Genomic DNA, 17,584 nt, shown 5'->3' with positions numbered 1-17,584 from the left:
CATTTTTGGAAGGGATTATTTCCGAAGCTTAAACTGAAGTATGGCGTTTTTTGGTTTAAGGGTGATGAGCGGCTGAATTTTGATTTCTCCCGTGCCGGCCTCAATTTTGTACCTGGAAACCAGTTCGGCTACTGTCATCACCATCTCATACATAGCAAAATTATTCCCGATGCATTTGCGCGGGCCTGCACCAAACGGAAAATAGTTGGCGTATTTTCCCTCAAGAAATCTTTCAGGTAAAAACTGCTCAGGATCCTTCCAATGTTTTGGGTGCCTGTGGATCTCATAAATGGAAAACAACAGGCTGGAACCTTTGGGGTAGAATTTCCCTTCGAATTCATCGTCCTCCAGGTTCACCCTATCAATAAAATACACCGGCGGATACAGCCTCATGCCCTCTTCCACCACTGCCTGAGTAAAGCGGCAATGCCTTAGGAATTCCATAAGCTCTCCTGAATTTTCTTTAGCGGCTTTTACTTCCGCAAAGATCTTCTCCTGAATTTCAGGATCTCTGGTCAGCAACTGCGTAATAAAAGTGAGGGAGTTTGAAGTGGTCTCGTGGCCGGCAGTGAACAGGATGAGGATCTCGTCAACCAGCTGCTTGTGGCTCATGGCATTTCCGTCTTCGTAACGGGCATCGAGCAGCATATCGAGCAGGTCGTCTTCCCGTTTTCCACTTTTCTTTCGCTCTTCAATAAGACGGGTGAGGATCTGCCTTGCTTCATCGGTAAGGTCGAGGTGCTGCTGTATTTTGCCGCTCAACCTGAAGTACCAGCTCAGGTACGGCTGCCTCAACTCCCGTACAAGCATTTTTTGAGCCGCCTCTGTAATGTACTGCAACCTGTTGATCTCCTGCTGCCCCACCGCACTACTAAAAAGAGATTTGACCACCGTTTGAAAAGCCAGATCATTGAACACCGGAAAAATATCCATAGGGGCATTCGTTCTTATCTTGTTTAGCTCCTCGGTGATTGCAGCCTGAACTTTATCCAGCAGCCCTGCCAGTTGCTTTTTATGAAATGCCGGCTGGATGAGCTTACGCTGTTTTTTCCAAAGTTCCCCTTCGGCAGTAAGCAGACCATGACCCAGATATTTTGCCATATCCTGAGTCTGGATCTCCGACTTCTTGTAATTCCGTTGATTCTTCTGAAGTACGTATTCGGCAAAACCTGAGTCGCGGGAAAAAATGATCTTCCGACCAAAACCGATGTTCAACCTGAAGGTATCTCCATATTTCTGAAAATTCCTGTTATGAAAGGGCAACGGATTTTTCAATATGCTGGCTGCACTTTTATAGAATTCAAGTCTGGAAACTGTTGGTATACCACTGGTGTCTTTCATGTTTTTGGATCTCTGGCAGACCTCACAGTTTTTAAAAACCTGTGAGGTCTAAAATGCCAATATTAAAATAATCCTCCCTGGATACCGCCTCTTACTCTTATGTAGAGACCTAACAGGTCTTGAAGACCTGTTAGGTCTGGTGCTGCAGGAAATTATTTAAATATTCGGTTTGCAATTTTCTTTCATCATGCCAATATTCGAACACTTCATGATCGATAAGGGACAGTGCAACTTCCCGTTTCAAAAGTGAAGGTTTAGACGATTTATAAGCCTGATAAGAAGAAAACCTATAACTTTTATAATCTTCAGTAAAACCGTGTTTTACAGGGTTTAGATGAATATAAGCAATTAATTGAACTAAATATCTTTCATCCTCTACTCTTTTTCTTTTAATATGTTCCTGGAAAAGGCTACCCGACCTGCCGTATCTTTTATTGATTGCTTTAGTATAGGCGTTGAAAAAATGTGAAAAAGCCAGGTGTGGTTTTTCAAAGAATTTATGAGGTAGATCCTGAGCATCTTTGATTCGCAACAAAAAATGAAAATGATTCTTTAAGAGACAGTATGCGTACACATCGGCTGTGGGGATGATGTATTATTTTAGAAGCTGAAGAAAATAGTCATAATTCACAGCTTCCCTGAAGATATCTTCTTTATTGTTCCCCCTATTGAAAATGTGATAAGTTCCACCCGGCTCAAGTACATCCTGCTTCATTTCTTACTCTTCTAGTAAAAACCTCACAGGTCTTAGAGACCTGTTAGGTTTACATTAAAACAATCCTCCCTGGATACCGCCTCTTACTCTTCCGAGGTGTTTATAGGCAGCTTCGGTGACTTCCCTTCCCCGGGGTGTCCGTTGAATGAAGCCCTGTTGGATGAGGAAGGGCTCGTAGACTTCTTCTATAGTCTCTGCGCTTTCGCTCACTGCGGTTGCAAGGGTGGTGATGCCCACCGGGCCACCTTTAAACTTGTCAATAATAGTGGTGAGGATCTTATTGTCCATTTCATCAAGTCCATGAGCATCTACATTCAATGCCTTAAGACTGAACTTTGCTATTTCTATATCAATTTTTCCGTTGCCTTTTATCTGCGCAAAATCCCTTACCCTTCGTAAAAGGGCATTTGCGATACGCGGTGTCCCACGGCTACGGCCGGCAATTTCGATAGCAGCTTCCATAGAAATTGGAACTTTTAGAATATGCGCACTTCGTTGAACGATATCTGAAAGCAATTCGGTGGTGTAGTATTCGAGTCGGCTGGAAATTCCGAAGCGTGCCCGCATAGGCGCGGTGAGTAATCCGCTACGGGTGGTTGCACCTATAAGCGTAAAGGGATTTAAATTGATTTGTACAGAACGCGCATTCGGGCCTGTTTCGATCATAATATCGATACGGTAGTCTTCCATAGCCGAATAGAGGTATTCTTCCACTACGGCACTAAGGCGATGGATCTCATCTATGAATAATACATCCCTTTCATCGAGATTGGTAAGCAGCCCTGCAAGATCACCCGGCTTGTCGAGCACAGGGCCTGAAGTTACTTTTATACCCACGCCAAGCTCATTAGCCAGAATGTGTGCTAAAGTAGTTTTACCAAGCCCGGGAGGACCATGGAACAACGTGTGATCAAGAGCTTCCCCACGTTGATTGGCAGCTTCAACAAAAACCTTAAGATTATCCAATACCTGATCCTGGCCTGCAAAATCATCAAATTCGAGAGGCCGTAAAGCTCTTTCGATGTCAAGTTCTTCCGAAGAAAAATTTTCACCGGTGGGATCAAGGTTTTCGTTCATGCTCATCAGGTTTGGAACAAAGATAAAAGAAAAAGCCTTTTCATTAGATGAAAAGGCTTTGTAGTATTAAAGAAGGGAAAACTTAATGATTAAGCTCTTCTTCCCCTTTTTGAAGCGGTACGTTTTGTGGGGCGAAGTCCTGCCCTGCAATCACATACTCACCATTTTCATTTGTTTTACTGTAATCGTAAGCCCAACGGTAAACGTGTGGAATCTCACCAGGCCAGTTTCCGTGGATAGGTTCAACAGGAGTAGTCCACTCAAGTGAATTGGAATTCCATGGGTTGGCAGTAGCTTTTTTCCCGGCAACTATAGAATGGATAAAATTGTAAAGGAATACCAACTGTACCAGTGCAGTTATTATAGCGAACACAGTGATCAATACATTCACCTCTAAAAGGTCATCAAAGTATGGGAAAGCAGTGTTGTCATAATATCTACGTGGTAGACCTGCCATACCTACAAAATGCATTGGGAAGAATACCCCATAAGCACCTATAATAGTGATCCAGAAATGGATGTACCCAAGGTTCTTGTTCATCATACGCCCAAACATTTTCGGGAACCAGTGGTAGATACCTGCGAACATTCCGTAGAGGGCAGAAATACCCATCACCAGGTGGAAGTGAGCCACAACGAAGTAAGTATCGTGCACGTTAATATCCAGAGTACTATCTCCAAGAACGATCCCGGTTAGACCTCCTGTGATGAAGGTAGAAACGAAACCAATAGAGAACAGCATTGAAGGGTTCATTTGCAGGTTCCCTTTCCAGATCGTGGTGATCCAGTTAAAAGCTTTTACTGCGGAAGGAATCGCGATCAATAGCGTTGTAAAAGTAAACACCGAACCAAGGAACGGGTTCATACCCGATACGAACATGTGGTGCCCCCAAACGATTGTTGAAAGGAAGGCAATACCCAAAATAGACGCGATCATTGCACGGTATCCAAAAATGGGTTTTCTGGAGTTGGTTGCCAGGATCTCTGATGCGATACCCATGGCAGGAAGTATAACAATATATACTTCAGGATGCCCAAGGAACCAGAAAAGGTGTTCAAAAAGAATAGGCGAACCACCCTGGTAGTGCAGCACTTCTCCTCCAATGTAAATATCACTAAGGAAGAAAGAAGTTCCGAAGCTTCTATCCATGATAAGCATCAAAGCTGCCGACAACAGCACCGGGAAAGAAACTACTCCAATAATAGCAGTAACAAAAAGAGCCCAAATAGTTAAAGGCAAACGTGTCATAGACATTCCCTTAGTTCTAAGGTTAATGACTGTAACAATATAATTTAGTGAACCTAAAAGAGATGAAGCGATGAAAATTGCCATAGATATTAACCACAGCGTCATACCAAGACCAGAACCACCAATAGCTTGCGGCAATGCACTTAGCGGCGGATAAATTGTCCACCCGGCTGAAGCAGGGCCCGATTCAATAAACAAAGAGCTAAGCATGATAATACAGGAAAGGAAGAACAGCCAGTAAGACAGCATGTTCATAAATCCTGAAGCCATATCACGGGCTCCAATTTGAAGCGGAATTAACAGGTTACTAAAAGTTCCACTAAGCCCTTGCGTAAGTACAAAGAATACCATGATGGTACCGTGGATAGTTACAAGTGCAAGGTAGATCTCCTGACTCATAACACCATCTGGAGCCCATTTGCCCAGAAAGATCTCAAATATTTTAAATGATTCAGCCGGCCATGCAAGCTGCATACGGAAGAAGATGGACATTGCGATTCCAATAATCCCCATAAAAAGCGCAGTGAAAAGGTATTGCTTTGCAATAACCTTATGATCCATGCTGAATATATATTTCGTAAAGAAATTACCCTCATGGTGATGATCATCATGAGCGTGTTCATTAACCGGTACGTGTCCTACTGCTGACATATTTCTTTATTCTTAACTTAATTAATTTTCTACCTGTGCAAGTTCGCTCCCACTATTCTTTTCAACCTGCCTGTCTGCAGTTGCAGCTTCCATGGTTTCAGAATATTCCTTTTGTTCTGCCATCCAGGTATTGAATTCTTCTTCAGTTTCTACAACTACTTTCATTTGCATGTTGTAGTGTGCCACACCACAAATCTTATTACACAAGAGGTAATATTCAAATTGATCATAATCGCTTAAAGGCTCTTCACCCAATGCAGCCAGCTCGGCGCTCTTCTCTCTCCTGATCTCGTTAATATAAGCGACCTTGTCTCTCATATATTCGGTTTCATTGATCTCATCGGTCGTTACAGTTGGTGTAAACGAAAACTGAGTGATCATACCCGGCACTACGTTCATTTGTGCTCTAAAGTGAGGGAAGTAAGCAGAGTGTAATACATCTTGTGATCTCATTTTAAAAAGCACAGGTCTGTTTACCGGAAGGTGGATCTCTGCAGTGATAACATCATCCATAGCATATGGATCACTTTCGTCAACACCCATAGTGTTAGCTCCTTCAATAAAGCGAACATTTGCTTTACCAAGTACATTATCCTGCCCGGCGTAACGTGCCTGCCAGCTAAACTGCTTGGCGTAAAGTTCAATTACGATAGGATCATCTTCTTCATCTACATCCATAATATCACTCCAGGTAAATAATCCATAGATAATTAAACCGGCCAATACGATTACCGGGATAATTGTCCATACAAATTCCAGTTTATCATTATCGGCAAAGAAAAGTGCCTTTTGTCCTTTCTTACCTTTGTATTTAAAGGCAAAATAGTGAAGAAGACCCTGGGTGATAACCTGTACAAACATGATCACAGCCATGGTGATCAACAACAGGTTATCATAATCTGCTCCATGTTCTGAAGAAGCTGCAGGTAAAGCCCTGTCGCTAAAGTTCCAGAAGTTATAAAGCATAAAAAGATAGAATGCGATACCAAAGGCAAGCATGAGGTTACCCTGTGTTCTGTTATCCTTATCACTCGCGATCTCTGATGAATCGACGGAATTGGTATTCCTCGACAATTGGAAGATCCTGGAAAGTTGCCAGATAGTTATCGCAAATAATGCTACTACTATTATGATTAAAAATACTGTCATTTTATAGTTTCTCTTTTAACAATCTTTTAATAATGATAATGCTCACTCTCCTTGATGAAAGGATTGCCCTTTGCAAGCAGTGGTGCTTTTGTTAGAGCGCTAAATACCACAAAAATAAATAATCCTCCAAAAAATGCCAGGGCACTAAGCTCAGGAATACCAATGAACCATGATTCTCCCACGGTTGCGGGCATTACCATCACAAATATATCAAGGTAATGGCCCAGTAAGATAATTATTCCTGTCATTACCACAAACCAGTTCACTCTTTTGAAATCACTGTTCATAAGCAATAGCACTGGGAACAGGAAGTTTAGGACCACCATACCAAAAAACAACAATCCGTAATCTTCTATACGCGCCACGTAGTAGGTAACTTCTTCTGGTATATTAGAATACCAGATTAGCAAGAACTGTGAGAACCAAAGGTAAGTCCAGAAAATACTGATCCCGAACATAAATTTGGCCAAATCATGAATGTGGCTGTCATTAACGAATGGCAGATAGTTACGTGACTTGAGGTAGATAGTAACCAAAGCGATCACGGTAATTCCCGAAACAAACATACTGGAGAAAACATACCATCCAAAAAGGGTACTAAACCAGTGTGGATCTAAACTCATTATCCAGTCCCATGACATCATTGATTCTGTAACAATAAAGAATACAAGGAATCCGGCAGCTAATTTAAAGTTCTTTTTATACCAGGTAATACCTGTAGCCTCGTCCTGTTTTCTTGAGTTTCTGGTTAGAAGATGTCTAAACAATACCCAACCTCCAATATAGATTACAGCTCTTATCAGGAAAAACGGAACATTAAGATAGGACTGTTTATTCTGAATAATCTCATCGTGTGCTACAACTTCGGGATCCATCCATATAAACAAGTGGTTAAAATGAAAAGATGAAAGCGCCAGTAAAATGAACATAATAACCCCACCAGGTAGCAAATATGCAGTAATCCCTTCCATTACTCTGAAAAGTACAGGAGACCATCCTGCCTGGGCTGCAAATTGTACTGCGTAAAACGCGAGTACCCCAAGTGCAATCATAAAGAAGAAGAAAGCAGCCACGTATAACGCTGCCCAGGGCTTATTCTGAAGTTGGTGTAGAATATGCTCCAGGTGCACTAACTCGGCATCTTCGGCCATTTTGTGTACCTCTTCATCTGTACGATCGGTTTCTACTTTATGTTCAGAAGGCACATAATCAAACCCTCTGGCATCATCTTCCAACTCATCTTCAGTTTGCCCGGTTAAAGGCATTTCAACCATTTCTCCATGATCATCATGTGCTACAAGCTCCCTCACATCTTCAATAGTAGAAGGAACGGCAAAGAATCCGTAGACAAGGCCTAAGAGACCAACAACCATGAGGATAATGGAAAATAATTTTAATTTACTGGATAGCGTGTACATATTGTATAATATCTAATGCTGTTATTCTTAGTTTTCGTCAATTGGTTCTCCTTCGGCTTCGTTCTGCTTAACCTCCATAGTCTGCTCGGCATTTACAGGCGGCATAAGATTATCCTCAGGCTCAGTTCCGGGTGCAGCTTCAAACTCTCTTTCAGGCCCTCCTTCAAGGTCATTCTTAAGCTTCATAACATAATGAGTGATCAACCAGCGCTCTTCAATAGAAGTTTGTGAGGCATATGACCCCATTGCGTTAAGCCCGTAGTATTGCACGTGATATACACTACCTTCTGTAATGGCTCTTCCTACGTCGGAATAACTAGGGACACCCAAAAATTTCTCACGCTGTACAAGGATACCTTTCCCATCTCCATTATCACCGTGGCAAACCGCACAATAAATAGTATAAAGGGCTTTACCTGCAGCAAGATTATCTTCGGTATATGCCAGCGGATTTTCCGATTGGGTTTTGGCGGTAGCATAACCTTCGGGAGAATTCTCATATTCGTAAGGTTTCCACCCTCTTGATACCGTTCCCTCTACTGGAAGTTTCGCCTCCTGTTCATTAACAAAAACCTCGTAAGCTCCATATGGTTCATAGCTTACAGTCTCGTACATATTTGGCATATACTGGTAATTGGGTTTAGAGTTCTCCACACAGGAAACCGCCGTTACCGCCAAAATGAAAAATATGGATCTTTTAAATAAACTTTTCATTGGGTTTATTTCTTATCTATTAGTTTAATTTCAGAAGCACCGGTGTTGAACAAAAATCCGGTTAGCTCCTCTGCATCATGGCTTCCAACTACAACTTCCATAAGGAAATGATCATCGGTGGTTCTAATATCAGGGTTCTCTGCCTTCTTGAATGGCCACAATTTACTTCTCATAAAGAAAGTAAACACCATAAGATGGGCAGCAAAAAACACTGTTAATTCAAACATAATAGGAACAAAAGAAGGCATATTCTGAATAAAGCTGAAACTCGGCTTTCCTCCAATATCCATCGGCCAGTCTTGAATCATGATGAAATTCATCATAGCTGCTGCTACAGACAATCCAATGATCCCATAAAGAAAGGCAGTAATTGCCAGTCTGGTTGGCGCCAATCCCATCGCTTTATCAAGCCCGTGAACCGGAAAAGGCGTATAGATTTGCCCAATGCTGTAGCGAGCCTCCCTTACTTGCCTTACAGCCTGTAAAAGCAAGTCGTCATCTGTATAAAGAGCGTGTATAACTTTAGATGCCATTCTTATTTACTTTTTAGTTCGTTTGCCTGTTGGTTCCAGTCCCCTCTGTTATCGGCAGTAGGGAAATTCTCTATTACCCTGTCAAGTAAGGTATAATCTTCAAAGGAAAGATTACTAACCTGCGCATAAGTATATATCCCTACCTGATGTAAGCGCTGTTCCATAACCGGACCTACACCGTTAAGCTTTTGAAGATCATCGGCAGATTCTGTTCCGGGGTCAAAAATGCCAATTCTGTGTAACATTTCATCAATTTTATCCCGATCGATTTCAGAATTTGTTAGTCCTTCAGTATGGGTAGTTGGTTCATGCTCCCGCTTTGCCTCAAATTCTCCTCTCTTTATCCAACCTTCAGCCTTATTAACAGCAGGCTCTTTTCCTACAGGGTTTGGGTTTACGTGATCAACATGATCTCCATGTTCGGCTCTTAGCTTCTTATAACGGTCACCCGAAGCTTTAAGAATTGTCTTCACCTCTGCCTGTGCAATTACAGGGAATGTTCTGGCATAAAGCAGGAACAACACAAAGAAGAATCCAATAGTTCCAATAAAGATCCCTATATCTACAAAAGTTGGGGAAAACATGGTCCAGGAAGAAGGCAGGTAATCTCTGTGCAATGAAGTCACAATAATTACAAATCGTTCAAACCACATCCCGATGTTTACAACAATGGAGATAAAGAAAGAGAACATGATGCTGGTACGTAATTTTTTGAACCACATGAACTGTGGCGAGAACACATTACAGGTCATCATAGACCAGTAAGCCCACCAGTAAGGTCCTGTAGCCCTGTTAAGGAAAGCGTACTGTTCGTATTCCACACCCGAGTACCAGGCCATAAATAATTCTGTGATATAGGCAACACCTACAATAGAACCTGTGATCATGATCACGATGTTCATAAGCTCTATGTGCTGAATGGTAATATAATCTTCAAGATTTGAAACCTTTCTCATAATGATAAGCAAGGTGTTCACCATCGCAAAACCTGAAAAGATTGCTCCCGCAACAAAGTAAGGCGGGAAAATAGTGGTATGCCATCCCGGAATTACCGATGTAGCAAAGTCAAAAGATACGATGGTATGCACCGAAAGTACAAGAGGGGTAGCCAAACCTGCCAAAACAAGTGACACTTCTTCAAAACGCTGCCAGTCTTTTGCACGACCACTCCATCCAAAACTTAAAATTCCGTAGATATGTTTCTGAAATGGTTTTACAGCTCTGTCTCTAATCATTGCAAAATCTGGAAGCAATCCTGTCCACCAGAAAACGAGGGATACAGAAAGATAGGTAGAGATTGCAAAAACGTCCCAAAGTAGCGGTGAGTTAAAGTTCACCCATAGAGAACCAAACTGGTTTGGAATAGGAAGCACCCAGTATGCAAGCCATGGACGACCCATGTGAATGATAGGAAACAACCCTGCCTGCACCACAGAAAAGATGGTCATAGCTTCGGCAGAACGGTTAATTGCCATTCTCCATTTTTGACGGAAAAGTAATAGAACCGCTGAAATTAGTGTACCGGCGTGACCAATACCTACCCACCATACAAAGTTAGTGATATCCCAGGCCCAACCAACGGTCCTGTTTAATCCCCAGGTTCCAATTCCTGTAGAAACGGTATAGATAATACAACCTAATCCCCATAGAAAAGCGACAAGTGCAATAGAGAAAACTATCCACCATGATTTGTTAGCTCGTCCTTCAACAGGCGCAGCAACATCGACCGTTACATCATGATAGGTCTTATCGCCAAGTACTAAAGGCTTTCGAATAGGTGCTTCGTAATGAGACATATGCTTTTTATAATTAATTCTTTAACTGTTTATTTATGCTTCAGATGTATTGCGAACCTTTGTCTGGTACATTACATTAGGTTTAGTCCCTACATATTCCAGTGCGTGATACATACGGTCATCTTCACTCAATGCTGCTATCTTGCTGGATTCGTCATTCACATCTCCAAAAACAATAGCTCCTTTATCACAAGCTGAAGAACAGGCTGTCTGGAATTCTCCATCCTCTATTGCCCTACCTTCACGCTTGGCATCAAGAATAGTCTTTTGAGTACGCTGAATACAGAAAGAACATTTCTCCATAACACCTCTGGAACGTACTGTAACGTCTGGGTTCAACACCATACGACCAAGATCGTTGTTCATGTTGTAATCAAACTCATCATTCTTGTTGTAAAGGAACCAGTTGAACCTTCTCACTTTATACGGACAGTTGTTAGCACAGTAACGTGTGCCCACACATCTATTGTAGATCATTTGGTTTTGCCCCTGGCGCCCGTGCATAGTAGCAGCAACAGGACAAACAGTTTCACAGGGAGCATGGTTACAATGCTGACATAACATTGGCTGGAAAACAACCTGTGGATTATCTGAAGCAATTTCCATTTCTCCAAACTGAGACAGGGAATCACCCAAACCACTCATATTCTCCTTCTTCTCAATATCCTGCTCAAATGTTTCTTCAGAAGAATAGTAACGGTCAATACGCAACCAGTGCATATCACGGTACTTTCTCACCTCTTCTTTACCCACAACAGGAACGTTATTCTCGGCGTGACATGCAATCACACATGCCCCACAACCTGTACAGGCATTAAGATCTATAGACATTTTAAAGTGATGACCTACAGAGCGGTCAAAACCATCCCAAAGGTCAACATCTGGTGATGTAACAGGTGTCTCTACGTGGTTAAGAGAAACTTCGGGCATGTTATTCCACACGTGAGAATCTTTAGTATTAAAGATCTCGAGCGTAGTTTCTTTTATAATATCATTCCTACCCATAAGAGTAGTATGCAACTGCAAACACGCAAATTCATGCACTCCTGCAGCTTTTTCTATAACAACTTTTTGGTGAGCGTTAAAATCCTGGTAAAGAGGATAAGCATTCACCCCAACCTGCATTTCCTTCTGGACACCTTCTTTTTTACCATAACCCAACGCTAAAGAAACAACTCCTTTGGCCTGACCCGGCTGAATGAAGACAGGCACTCTTTCAAGTACAGCATCTCCCACCTTAAGGTTTACATAATTTCCATTAAGCGCCCCGTTAGACACATGTTCATTTTCAAGACCAAGCTCTTCGGCATCAGCTTTTGAAATTTTAAGATAGTTATCCCAGGAAGCTCTTGTAATTGGATCTGGCAATTCCTGCAACCATGGGTTGTTAGCCTGGTTTCCGGATCCTAAAGCCACAGATGTGTAAAGTTCTAGTTCAAGGCCTTTACCCTGAGCGGCAGAAAGATTTCTAACAGCTGCACTCTCATCAAAAGAAACGGAAGTAGCAGTTTGATCGGCACCCACTTCAGTAGCGAAAGGAGAAGTCCCTTCAAAAACTCCGTCGTGAAGCGCATCAATCCAGGAACCGGCGCCCATAGCCCCTTCCCAGGTCTGTTTTAAATAATCTGCGTATGAAATATTGTTATCAGTCCATCTTAGGAGCACATCCTGGAACTGACTTGTATCAAAAAGAGGTCTGATAGTTGGCTGCATCAACCCAAATTTTTGGGTTGTAAATTCTACATCACCCCAACTTTCAAGATAGTGAGGTGTGGCAGCAACATAATCTGAAAGAAGCGCCGTCTCATCATTTTTCATTGAGAAGCTAACCTTAAGGTCAACTTCAGCCATTCCTTTCGCAAACTCATCTGCAAACGGTAAGCTATAAGCAGGATTAACTCCGGCAATAAGAATAGCTCCTACCTGTCCGGCCTGCATATCGGCTACTAACTGTTTAACTGCAGCAGCATTACCCTGGCGCAGCATTCTTGGGCTTGCGGTATTCATTACCCCACTACCAAGAGCTTCGTTTATTGAAAGCGCAAGTGCCTGTGCATCTACATCAGGAATTCCTGTAACCACTACGGCACCGTTCCCGGCTTTACGCAGCTGTCTTGCAGCTTTAACAAGTGCATCATCAATATGCGCAGGTAAATTACTGGTAGAAGCACCTCCTGTCACATACCCGTGAAGAGCAGCGAGTGCAGCCTTCTGCTGAGAAAGCGTTAAGGTTATTCTCCTGTCGGCATTGGCACCACTAAGAGTAAAATTAGATTCAAACTGTACGTGTCTGGACATTTTTCCATTCTTCGGAATACGTCCTTTTGCATAAGCAGCATCATAGCCACCACCTGCCCAGTCACCCAGGAAATCGGCCCCAATAGAAACAATGACTTCAGCTTTAGCGAAATCATAACTTGGAAGAGCTCTACGCCCATAACGTGCCTGAAAAGCTTCCAATGCAGCATCTTCAGAAACTGCATCATAAACAACGTGACGTACATTCCCATACTTCTGCGAAAACTCACTGATGAGCTTAGAAGTAGAAGGACTGGCGAAAGTTTGGGTCAATAAAACAATCTCCCTATTTACGTTGTTCAGCTTCTCTTTTACTTCCCGGTCAAATTGCTCCCATGAAACAACTTCTCCATTGGCCATTGGCCTTTGAAGCCTTTTGTTATCATATAAAGAAAGAACAGATGCATGCACCCTGGCATTGGCACCCGTTGTTCCCATAGTATTTTGCTCAATTTTTATAGGACGACCTTCACGTGTCTTTACAAGAACACTTGAAAAATCAAATCCATCAGCCATAGTAGTAGCATAGTAATTTGCTACCCCCGGCACAATCCTTTCTGGCTGCACTACATAAGGAATAGACTTCATTACCGGCCCTTCACAGGCAGCAAGAGAAGCCGCTGCAGTACTAAAACCAACGTACTTCAAAAAGTCTCTCCTGGAAGTAGTTGAACTTTCGAGAGTCTCTTTGTTACCCAAAAATTCATCTGTAGGTATTTCTTCTACAAATTCTTTTTGGCTGTGCGTCTCAACAATTGAGCTGGATTCCTTCAGCTCTTCAACACTTTTCCAGTATTTCTTGTTTGATGACATATGCTTACTTTCTACTTTTTAAATTAATAATGGCACTTGGCACATTCAATTCCACCCATTTGGGCAACAGTTAATTCCTCTACCCCATATTTTTTAGAAAGCTCTTCATGAACTTTCTCGTAATATTCATTCCCCGCAGTACGTACGTTTGTCTCACGGTGACAGTTGATACACCATCCCATGGTAAGAGGTGCGTTTTGGTACATAATCTCCATTTCCTCAACAGGACCGTGACAGGTTTGACAGGCTATCCCACCAACTTCCACGTGCTGTGAGTGATTAAAGTATGCAAAATCGGGAAGGTTATGAATCCTGATCCATTTTACTGGCTCGGTTTCTCCCGTATAAGATTGCTGTGAAACATCCCAGCCCACGGCATCGTACAACTTGGCAATTTCACCATCATAGAATTCTTTAGAGTACTCTTCAGTAGCGGTAGCCTCAGCCACTTCGCTAATATTTTTATGACAGTTCATACAAACATTCAATGAAGGTATACCTGATGTTTTAGACACCCTGGCTGAACTATGACAGAACTTACACTCAATCTGGTTATCACCAGCATGAATTCTGTGCGAGAAGTGAATTGGCTGAATTGGCTGATAACCTTTATCAACACCCACCTGCATCATCCAGCCATACGCGAAGTACGACCCAACAAGAACAAGTATAACGGCAGTCACTATTACCAGGAATTGGTTTTCAACAAAAGCTTTCCAGATTGGTTTCGCCCTTTTTTCCTTTACAGGAAGCTCAACCCCACTAGCCTCAGCAAATCTTCTTAATGTTTTATTTACCAAATAAAGGATCACAAGCAACATTAAAAGCACGAATGCAAGAATTCCAAGCAGGATATCTGTTGAAACTCCCCCACCTCCTTGTGCGGCATCACCAGAAGCAGCTGTTCCCGCCTGTTGCTCCTGCGGCACTGCCTTTGGCGCATTTACATAAGCCAGGATATTATCAATATCACTATCACTTAACTGCGGAAAAGGAGGCATCGCTACCTGGTTGAACTCATTAAAGATCTCAACAGCCTGCTCATCTCCAGATGCAATTAAAGCCTGGGAATTTTTAATCCAGCTATGCAGCCACTCGGTATCTCTTCTATCTCCCACACCTCTAAGTGCCGGACCTATGGAGTTACCATCAAGTTTGTGACAGGCAGCACAAAGCGTGTTAAAAAGCTCTTTCCCTGCAGCTTCATCCCCACCCGAGGTTGGCGCCTCCACATTAGATTCCTGAGGCCCCTGAACAGTTTCCTGCCTATCGGCTTCGTCTGTAGAGAGCGGTGAATCCTGAGGTGCTTCCTGAGCTAAAAGGAGAGTATTAAAAGAGAAAAACAGGGATACACTAAAAAATACTATTCGAGCTGCTGAATGGCGGTATTTCACCTTTTTCATATTATAAGTTGAATTAACGTCTTATTTGGTATGATTTTTAGTATAATTAAAACGTGATTATTGTCATGTTTTAGCCACTAAAAATTTACCGACAAAAGTAATACTTAAGTTCGATTTGAAAGGATAGCCAAATAATTTATAACTATTCTAAATAAGTGTTAACAGCAGAATTGATCTGTAAAGTTATACTTTTGTATTTCAGAAAAGTAGTAAGAAATGTTCAGAAAAAATAAAATAATACTCACTACCGCACTAATTATCGGAGCAGTAGCAGCCACAACGGCTCAGGAAGGACAGGTACGCATTAACCAGGATGAAACCATACCCGCACTTTTAGAGAAAAAAACCGAAATGGTTCAGGATGGGATTATTGGAGAACGCTACAGAATACAACTATTTTCGGGAGATAATAACCAGGCCAGTAAAGTGATCAAAGAATATCGGTCACTCTTCCCCGAGTGGTCATCTACCATAGTATTTGAGACTCCAAACTACAAAGTATGGATAGGAAACTTCAGGAGTAGCATGGAAGCCGACAGGGCCTTGCTGCAAATAAAAAAATCTTTTCCAGCAGCCTTCAGGTTTAGACCGGAAAAGAGATAATTAATCTTCAGTAAAAAAATAAACATATAGCAACTCAAACGGGTTGCTTTTTTCTTTTTAGAACTAACAGAGAAAAATAATTTCACAGTTTCTTCTGCGGAAAAAACCTTTCAAAAATGGCATTTTAAAGACCTTCTGAAATATTTAAAATGCGACATGGAATTTCCATGCTTCTCATGCCAAAATTTTTTCAGAAAATGACCAGTGAATTTTCGTACAAAATAAATTCGTTAGTGCTATTTATTCTTTTCCAACAGGATGATCTTCGTACCAGTCGTCAAAATCTTTATTGGTAGAATATTTGTCTGTTAGCACTTTGTAAACGGTGAAAAGCCACCAGGCCTGCCCCACCAAAACGGTATAGAAAACAATGTTATAGGGAGCATTGTAAAATACAAGTGCAGCCACTAAGATCAGAAAAATAGTAGCTATAACTACATAAAAATGTGCTAAAAACTTCATAGCCTCAATTTAGCAAAGAGCACAGGCACACCCAGTTAAGAGTTTACTAAATCATTTATATTTAGCAGAAAATTGACTTTTTGTTAAGGTATTTTTTAAAAGCAGCGCCCCTGCAGAAAATGGCAAAAACAGGCTACAATAAGCAAGCCAGCGAAAGTAGTTTTCAAAAAGAGACATTTCCTGCCAGGTTACAAAACCTTTGTAGAAGATAAGCGTTTCGGTGGCCAAAAAAGCCGAAAAGTACAGCCAAAAAATCCACTTCGGAAGGCTTAGAAGCCGGTGATGAGCGAGGAAGGCAAAGAGACAAACCGTCACCACTCCCAGAAAAACCCAATGCAGATAACCTATTACGAAATCGGGGAAACTGAAGGCGAGGTTCGCGAACCACGGCAAAGCTGAAAACAGCTGCAAAATAAGCTTAAAGGCCAGTGCAGTGCCTGCTATCTTCAGTAAAAGTTTCAAAAATGGGGAAAAATGAAGCTGTTTCCAACGAGGCTCAACCATCTTCCAGAAATTAACAAAAGCCATGATCTGAAAAATCGCTCCGGCACCACCCAGCACATAAAAGATCCAGGGTGGTTCTACCCAAAGCACTGAGAGGAAAAAACTCAAGATCACCGCTACATTTATCTGCCAAAAGAAGCTTCTAAAATGCCCTTTTTGAGGCCTCAGGTCTTGTTGCTCCATAAAGAAAAAGAAAATTCCCAGGAGAGCGAGAATGAACCAGGCATTGTATTGAAAATGCAGGTAGTAATAGATCGCCATTTTATACCAGATGCTCGCGCTACCCATAGTGGCCATAATTCCGCCAAGCGCCCATGGGCCAATGCTGGAGAAAACCATGTACCAAAGTGCAGCTCTTATAAGCTTAAAGGAATAGGTGGTTTTATACTGTGAAGGAGTCTTCTTCAGTATGAACCAGGCCATAAAATAGGAGGCAAAGAGAAAAAGTGTAGAAAAAGTGATTGAAAAAAGAGCGTACCCGGTAAACGGAAAGGTGAGCATCATTCCTATTAATGTGACCTGCGTAAACCAGAATATTCTTTTATAGATTTTTCCGAAGCCAGCTTCAGCAAAATACATTTTATAGATCATTGTAGTGAGGGCAATATAAACCCAGCCCAGAAGGGCAATATGGGAATGCGAATGAACTACGTACCGAAAATTTGCAGGAATAGGGATTACAAAAAAGAATCGCAGGAATGTTCCCAGCAGCCCCACGAGAAAAAAATATCCCAGGGCAATATTGGTGTGCTTCTTTAAACTGATCATTTTTTAAAAGTAGGAAAAAGAGAGGAGGCAAAAAACTGCATTTTTGACACCCCCTTTACGGGAGCGATGCCAGCTCTTTGCCTCCTCTGT

14 protein-coding genes are annotated in these 17,584 nt (G+C 41.9%); 1 reads left to right on the top strand and 13 read right to left on the bottom strand.

The window, feature by feature from the left end:
• Positions 1-15 precede the first annotated feature (15 nt).
• From ACQ93I_RS02870 to ACQ93I_RS02820, 11 genes are all read right to left on the bottom strand, one after another.
• Positions 16-1,341: a cytochrome P450 gene (locus ACQ93I_RS02870; RefSeq protein ID WP_431697054.1), complete on the bottom strand. Its 1,326-nt coding sequence runs from the start codon at positions 1,339-1,341 to the stop codon at positions 16-18.
• A 130-nt stretch (positions 1,342-1,471) separates the two neighbouring features.
• A complete protein-coding gene (locus tag ACQ93I_RS02865; RefSeq protein ID WP_423819936.1) occupies positions 1,472-1,876 on the bottom strand; it encodes a transposase in 405 nt (134 codons plus the stop codon).
• 234 nt (positions 1,877-2,110) lie between these two features.
• A complete protein-coding gene (gene ruvB, locus ACQ93I_RS02860) occupies positions 2,111-3,133 on the bottom strand; it encodes a Holliday junction branch migration DNA helicase RuvB (protein ID WP_423819937.1) in 1,023 nt (340 codons plus the stop codon).
• Between the two features lie 82 nt (positions 3,134-3,215).
• Positions 3,216-5,033 carry a cytochrome c oxidase subunit I gene (locus tag ACQ93I_RS02855; protein ID WP_431697053.1) on the bottom strand — a complete coding sequence of 606 codons (1,818 nt, stop codon included), beginning with the start codon at positions 5,031-5,033 and terminating at the stop codon, positions 3,216-3,218.
• Positions 5,034-5,054: 21 nt separating this feature from the next.
• Positions 5,055-6,182 (bottom strand): cytochrome c oxidase subunit II, encoded by a 1,128-nt coding sequence (locus tag ACQ93I_RS02850; RefSeq protein ID WP_431697052.1) that lies wholly within the window; start codon positions 6,180-6,182, stop codon positions 5,055-5,057.
• Positions 6,183-6,208: 26 nt separating this feature from the next.
• Positions 6,209-7,600 carry a quinol:cytochrome C oxidoreductase gene (locus ACQ93I_RS02845; RefSeq protein WP_431697051.1) on the bottom strand — a complete coding sequence of 464 codons (1,392 nt, stop codon included), beginning with the start codon at positions 7,598-7,600 and terminating at the stop codon, positions 6,209-6,211.
• Between the two features lie 27 nt (positions 7,601-7,627).
• Positions 7,628-8,314, bottom strand: coding sequence for a c-type cytochrome (locus ACQ93I_RS02840; RefSeq protein WP_431697050.1), 687 nt, complete (start codon positions 8,312-8,314; stop codon positions 7,628-7,630).
• 5 nt (positions 8,315-8,319) lie between these two features.
• On the bottom strand, positions 8,320-8,847 hold the full coding sequence (locus ACQ93I_RS02835) for a DUF3341 domain-containing protein (protein ID WP_431697049.1): 528 nt from the start codon (positions 8,845-8,847) through the stop codon (positions 8,320-8,322).
• 2 nt (positions 8,848-8,849) lie between these two features.
• Positions 8,850-10,643 carry an NrfD/PsrC family molybdoenzyme membrane anchor subunit gene (gene nrfD, locus ACQ93I_RS02830; protein ID WP_266068389.1) on the bottom strand — a complete coding sequence of 598 codons (1,794 nt, stop codon included), beginning with the start codon at positions 10,641-10,643 and terminating at the stop codon, positions 8,850-8,852.
• Positions 10,644-10,676: 33 nt separating this feature from the next.
• Entirely contained in the window at positions 10,677-13,754 is a 3,078-nt protein-coding gene (locus ACQ93I_RS02825) for a TAT-variant-translocated molybdopterin oxidoreductase (protein ID WP_431697048.1), read from the bottom strand.
• Between the two features lie 23 nt (positions 13,755-13,777).
• Positions 13,778-15,157 (bottom strand): c-type cytochrome, encoded by a 1,380-nt coding sequence (locus ACQ93I_RS02820; protein ID WP_431697047.1) that lies wholly within the window; start codon positions 15,155-15,157, stop codon positions 13,778-13,780.
• Positions 15,158-15,373: 216 nt separating this feature from the next.
• Between ACQ93I_RS02820 and ACQ93I_RS02815 the strand changes: the two genes are divergently transcribed.
• Positions 15,374-15,760, top strand: a complete 387-nt coding sequence (locus ACQ93I_RS02815) for an SPOR domain-containing protein (RefSeq protein WP_431697046.1) — start codon at positions 15,374-15,376, stop codon at positions 15,758-15,760.
• Positions 15,761-16,000: 240 nt separating this feature from the next.
• On the opposite strand, the gene ACQ93I_RS02810 is transcribed toward ACQ93I_RS02815, so the two are convergent.
• A complete protein-coding gene (locus ACQ93I_RS02810) occupies positions 16,001-16,222 on the bottom strand; it encodes a hypothetical protein (RefSeq protein ID WP_431697045.1) in 222 nt (73 codons plus the stop codon).
• Positions 16,223-16,273: 51 nt separating this feature from the next.
• On the bottom strand, positions 16,274-17,494 hold the full coding sequence (locus tag ACQ93I_RS02805; protein ID WP_431697044.1) for a hypothetical protein: 1,221 nt from the start codon (positions 17,492-17,494) through the stop codon (positions 16,274-16,276).
• Positions 17,495-17,584 lie beyond the last annotated feature (90 nt).

It is taken from the genome of Salinimicrobium sp. WS361 (genome assembly GCF_050750585.1).
GTDB lineage: Bacteria > Bacteroidota > Bacteroidia > Flavobacteriales > Flavobacteriaceae > Salinimicrobium.
The sequence above is the reverse complement of the archived record's forward strand: the minus strand, read 5'-3'. Positions and strand labels throughout refer to the sequence as shown.

What these genes read in the sequence shown, in the direction of transcription:
- ruvB (WP_423819937.1), bottom strand. Translation starts at nt 3,133, where the DNA reads ATGAACGAAAACCTTGATCCCACCGGTGAAAATTTTTCTTCGGAAGAA.
- ACQ93I_RS02815 (WP_431697046.1), top strand. Translation starts at nt 15,374, where the DNA reads ATGTTCAGAAAAAATAAAATAATACTCACTACCGCACTAATTATCGGA.
- ACQ93I_RS02825 (WP_431697048.1), bottom strand. Translation starts at nt 13,754, where the DNA reads ATGTCATCAAACAAGAAATACTGGAAAAGTGTTGAAGAGCTGAAGGAA.
- ACQ93I_RS02820 (WP_431697047.1), bottom strand. Translation starts at nt 15,157, where the DNA reads ATGAAAAAGGTGAAATACCGCCATTCAGCAGCTCGAATAGTATTTTTT.
- nrfD (WP_266068389.1), bottom strand. Translation starts at nt 10,643, where the DNA reads ATGTCTCATTACGAAGCACCTATTCGAAAGCCTTTAGTACTTGGCGAT.
- ACQ93I_RS02805 (WP_431697044.1), bottom strand. Translation starts at nt 17,494, where the DNA reads ATGATCAGTTTAAAGAAGCACACCAATATTGCCCTGGGATATTTTTTT.
- ACQ93I_RS02870 (WP_431697054.1), bottom strand. Translation starts at nt 1,341, where the DNA reads ATGAAAGACACCAGTGGTATACCAACAGTTTCCAGACTTGAATTCTAT.
- ACQ93I_RS02850 (WP_431697052.1), bottom strand. Translation starts at nt 6,182, where the DNA reads ATGACAGTATTTTTAATCATAATAGTAGTAGCATTATTTGCGATAACT.
- ACQ93I_RS02840 (WP_431697050.1), bottom strand. Translation starts at nt 8,314, where the DNA reads ATGAAAAGTTTATTTAAAAGATCCATATTTTTCATTTTGGCGGTAACG.
- ACQ93I_RS02855 (WP_431697053.1), bottom strand. Translation starts at nt 5,033, where the DNA reads ATGTCAGCAGTAGGACACGTACCGGTTAATGAACACGCTCATGATGAT.
- ACQ93I_RS02835 (WP_431697049.1), bottom strand. Translation starts at nt 8,847, where the DNA reads ATGGCATCTAAAGTTATACACGCTCTTTATACAGATGACGACTTGCTT.
- ACQ93I_RS02845 (WP_431697051.1), bottom strand. Translation starts at nt 7,600, where the DNA reads ATGTACACGCTATCCAGTAAATTAAAATTATTTTCCATTATCCTCATG.
- ACQ93I_RS02810 (WP_431697045.1), bottom strand. Translation starts at nt 16,222, where the DNA reads ATGAAGTTTTTAGCACATTTTTATGTAGTTATAGCTACTATTTTTCTG.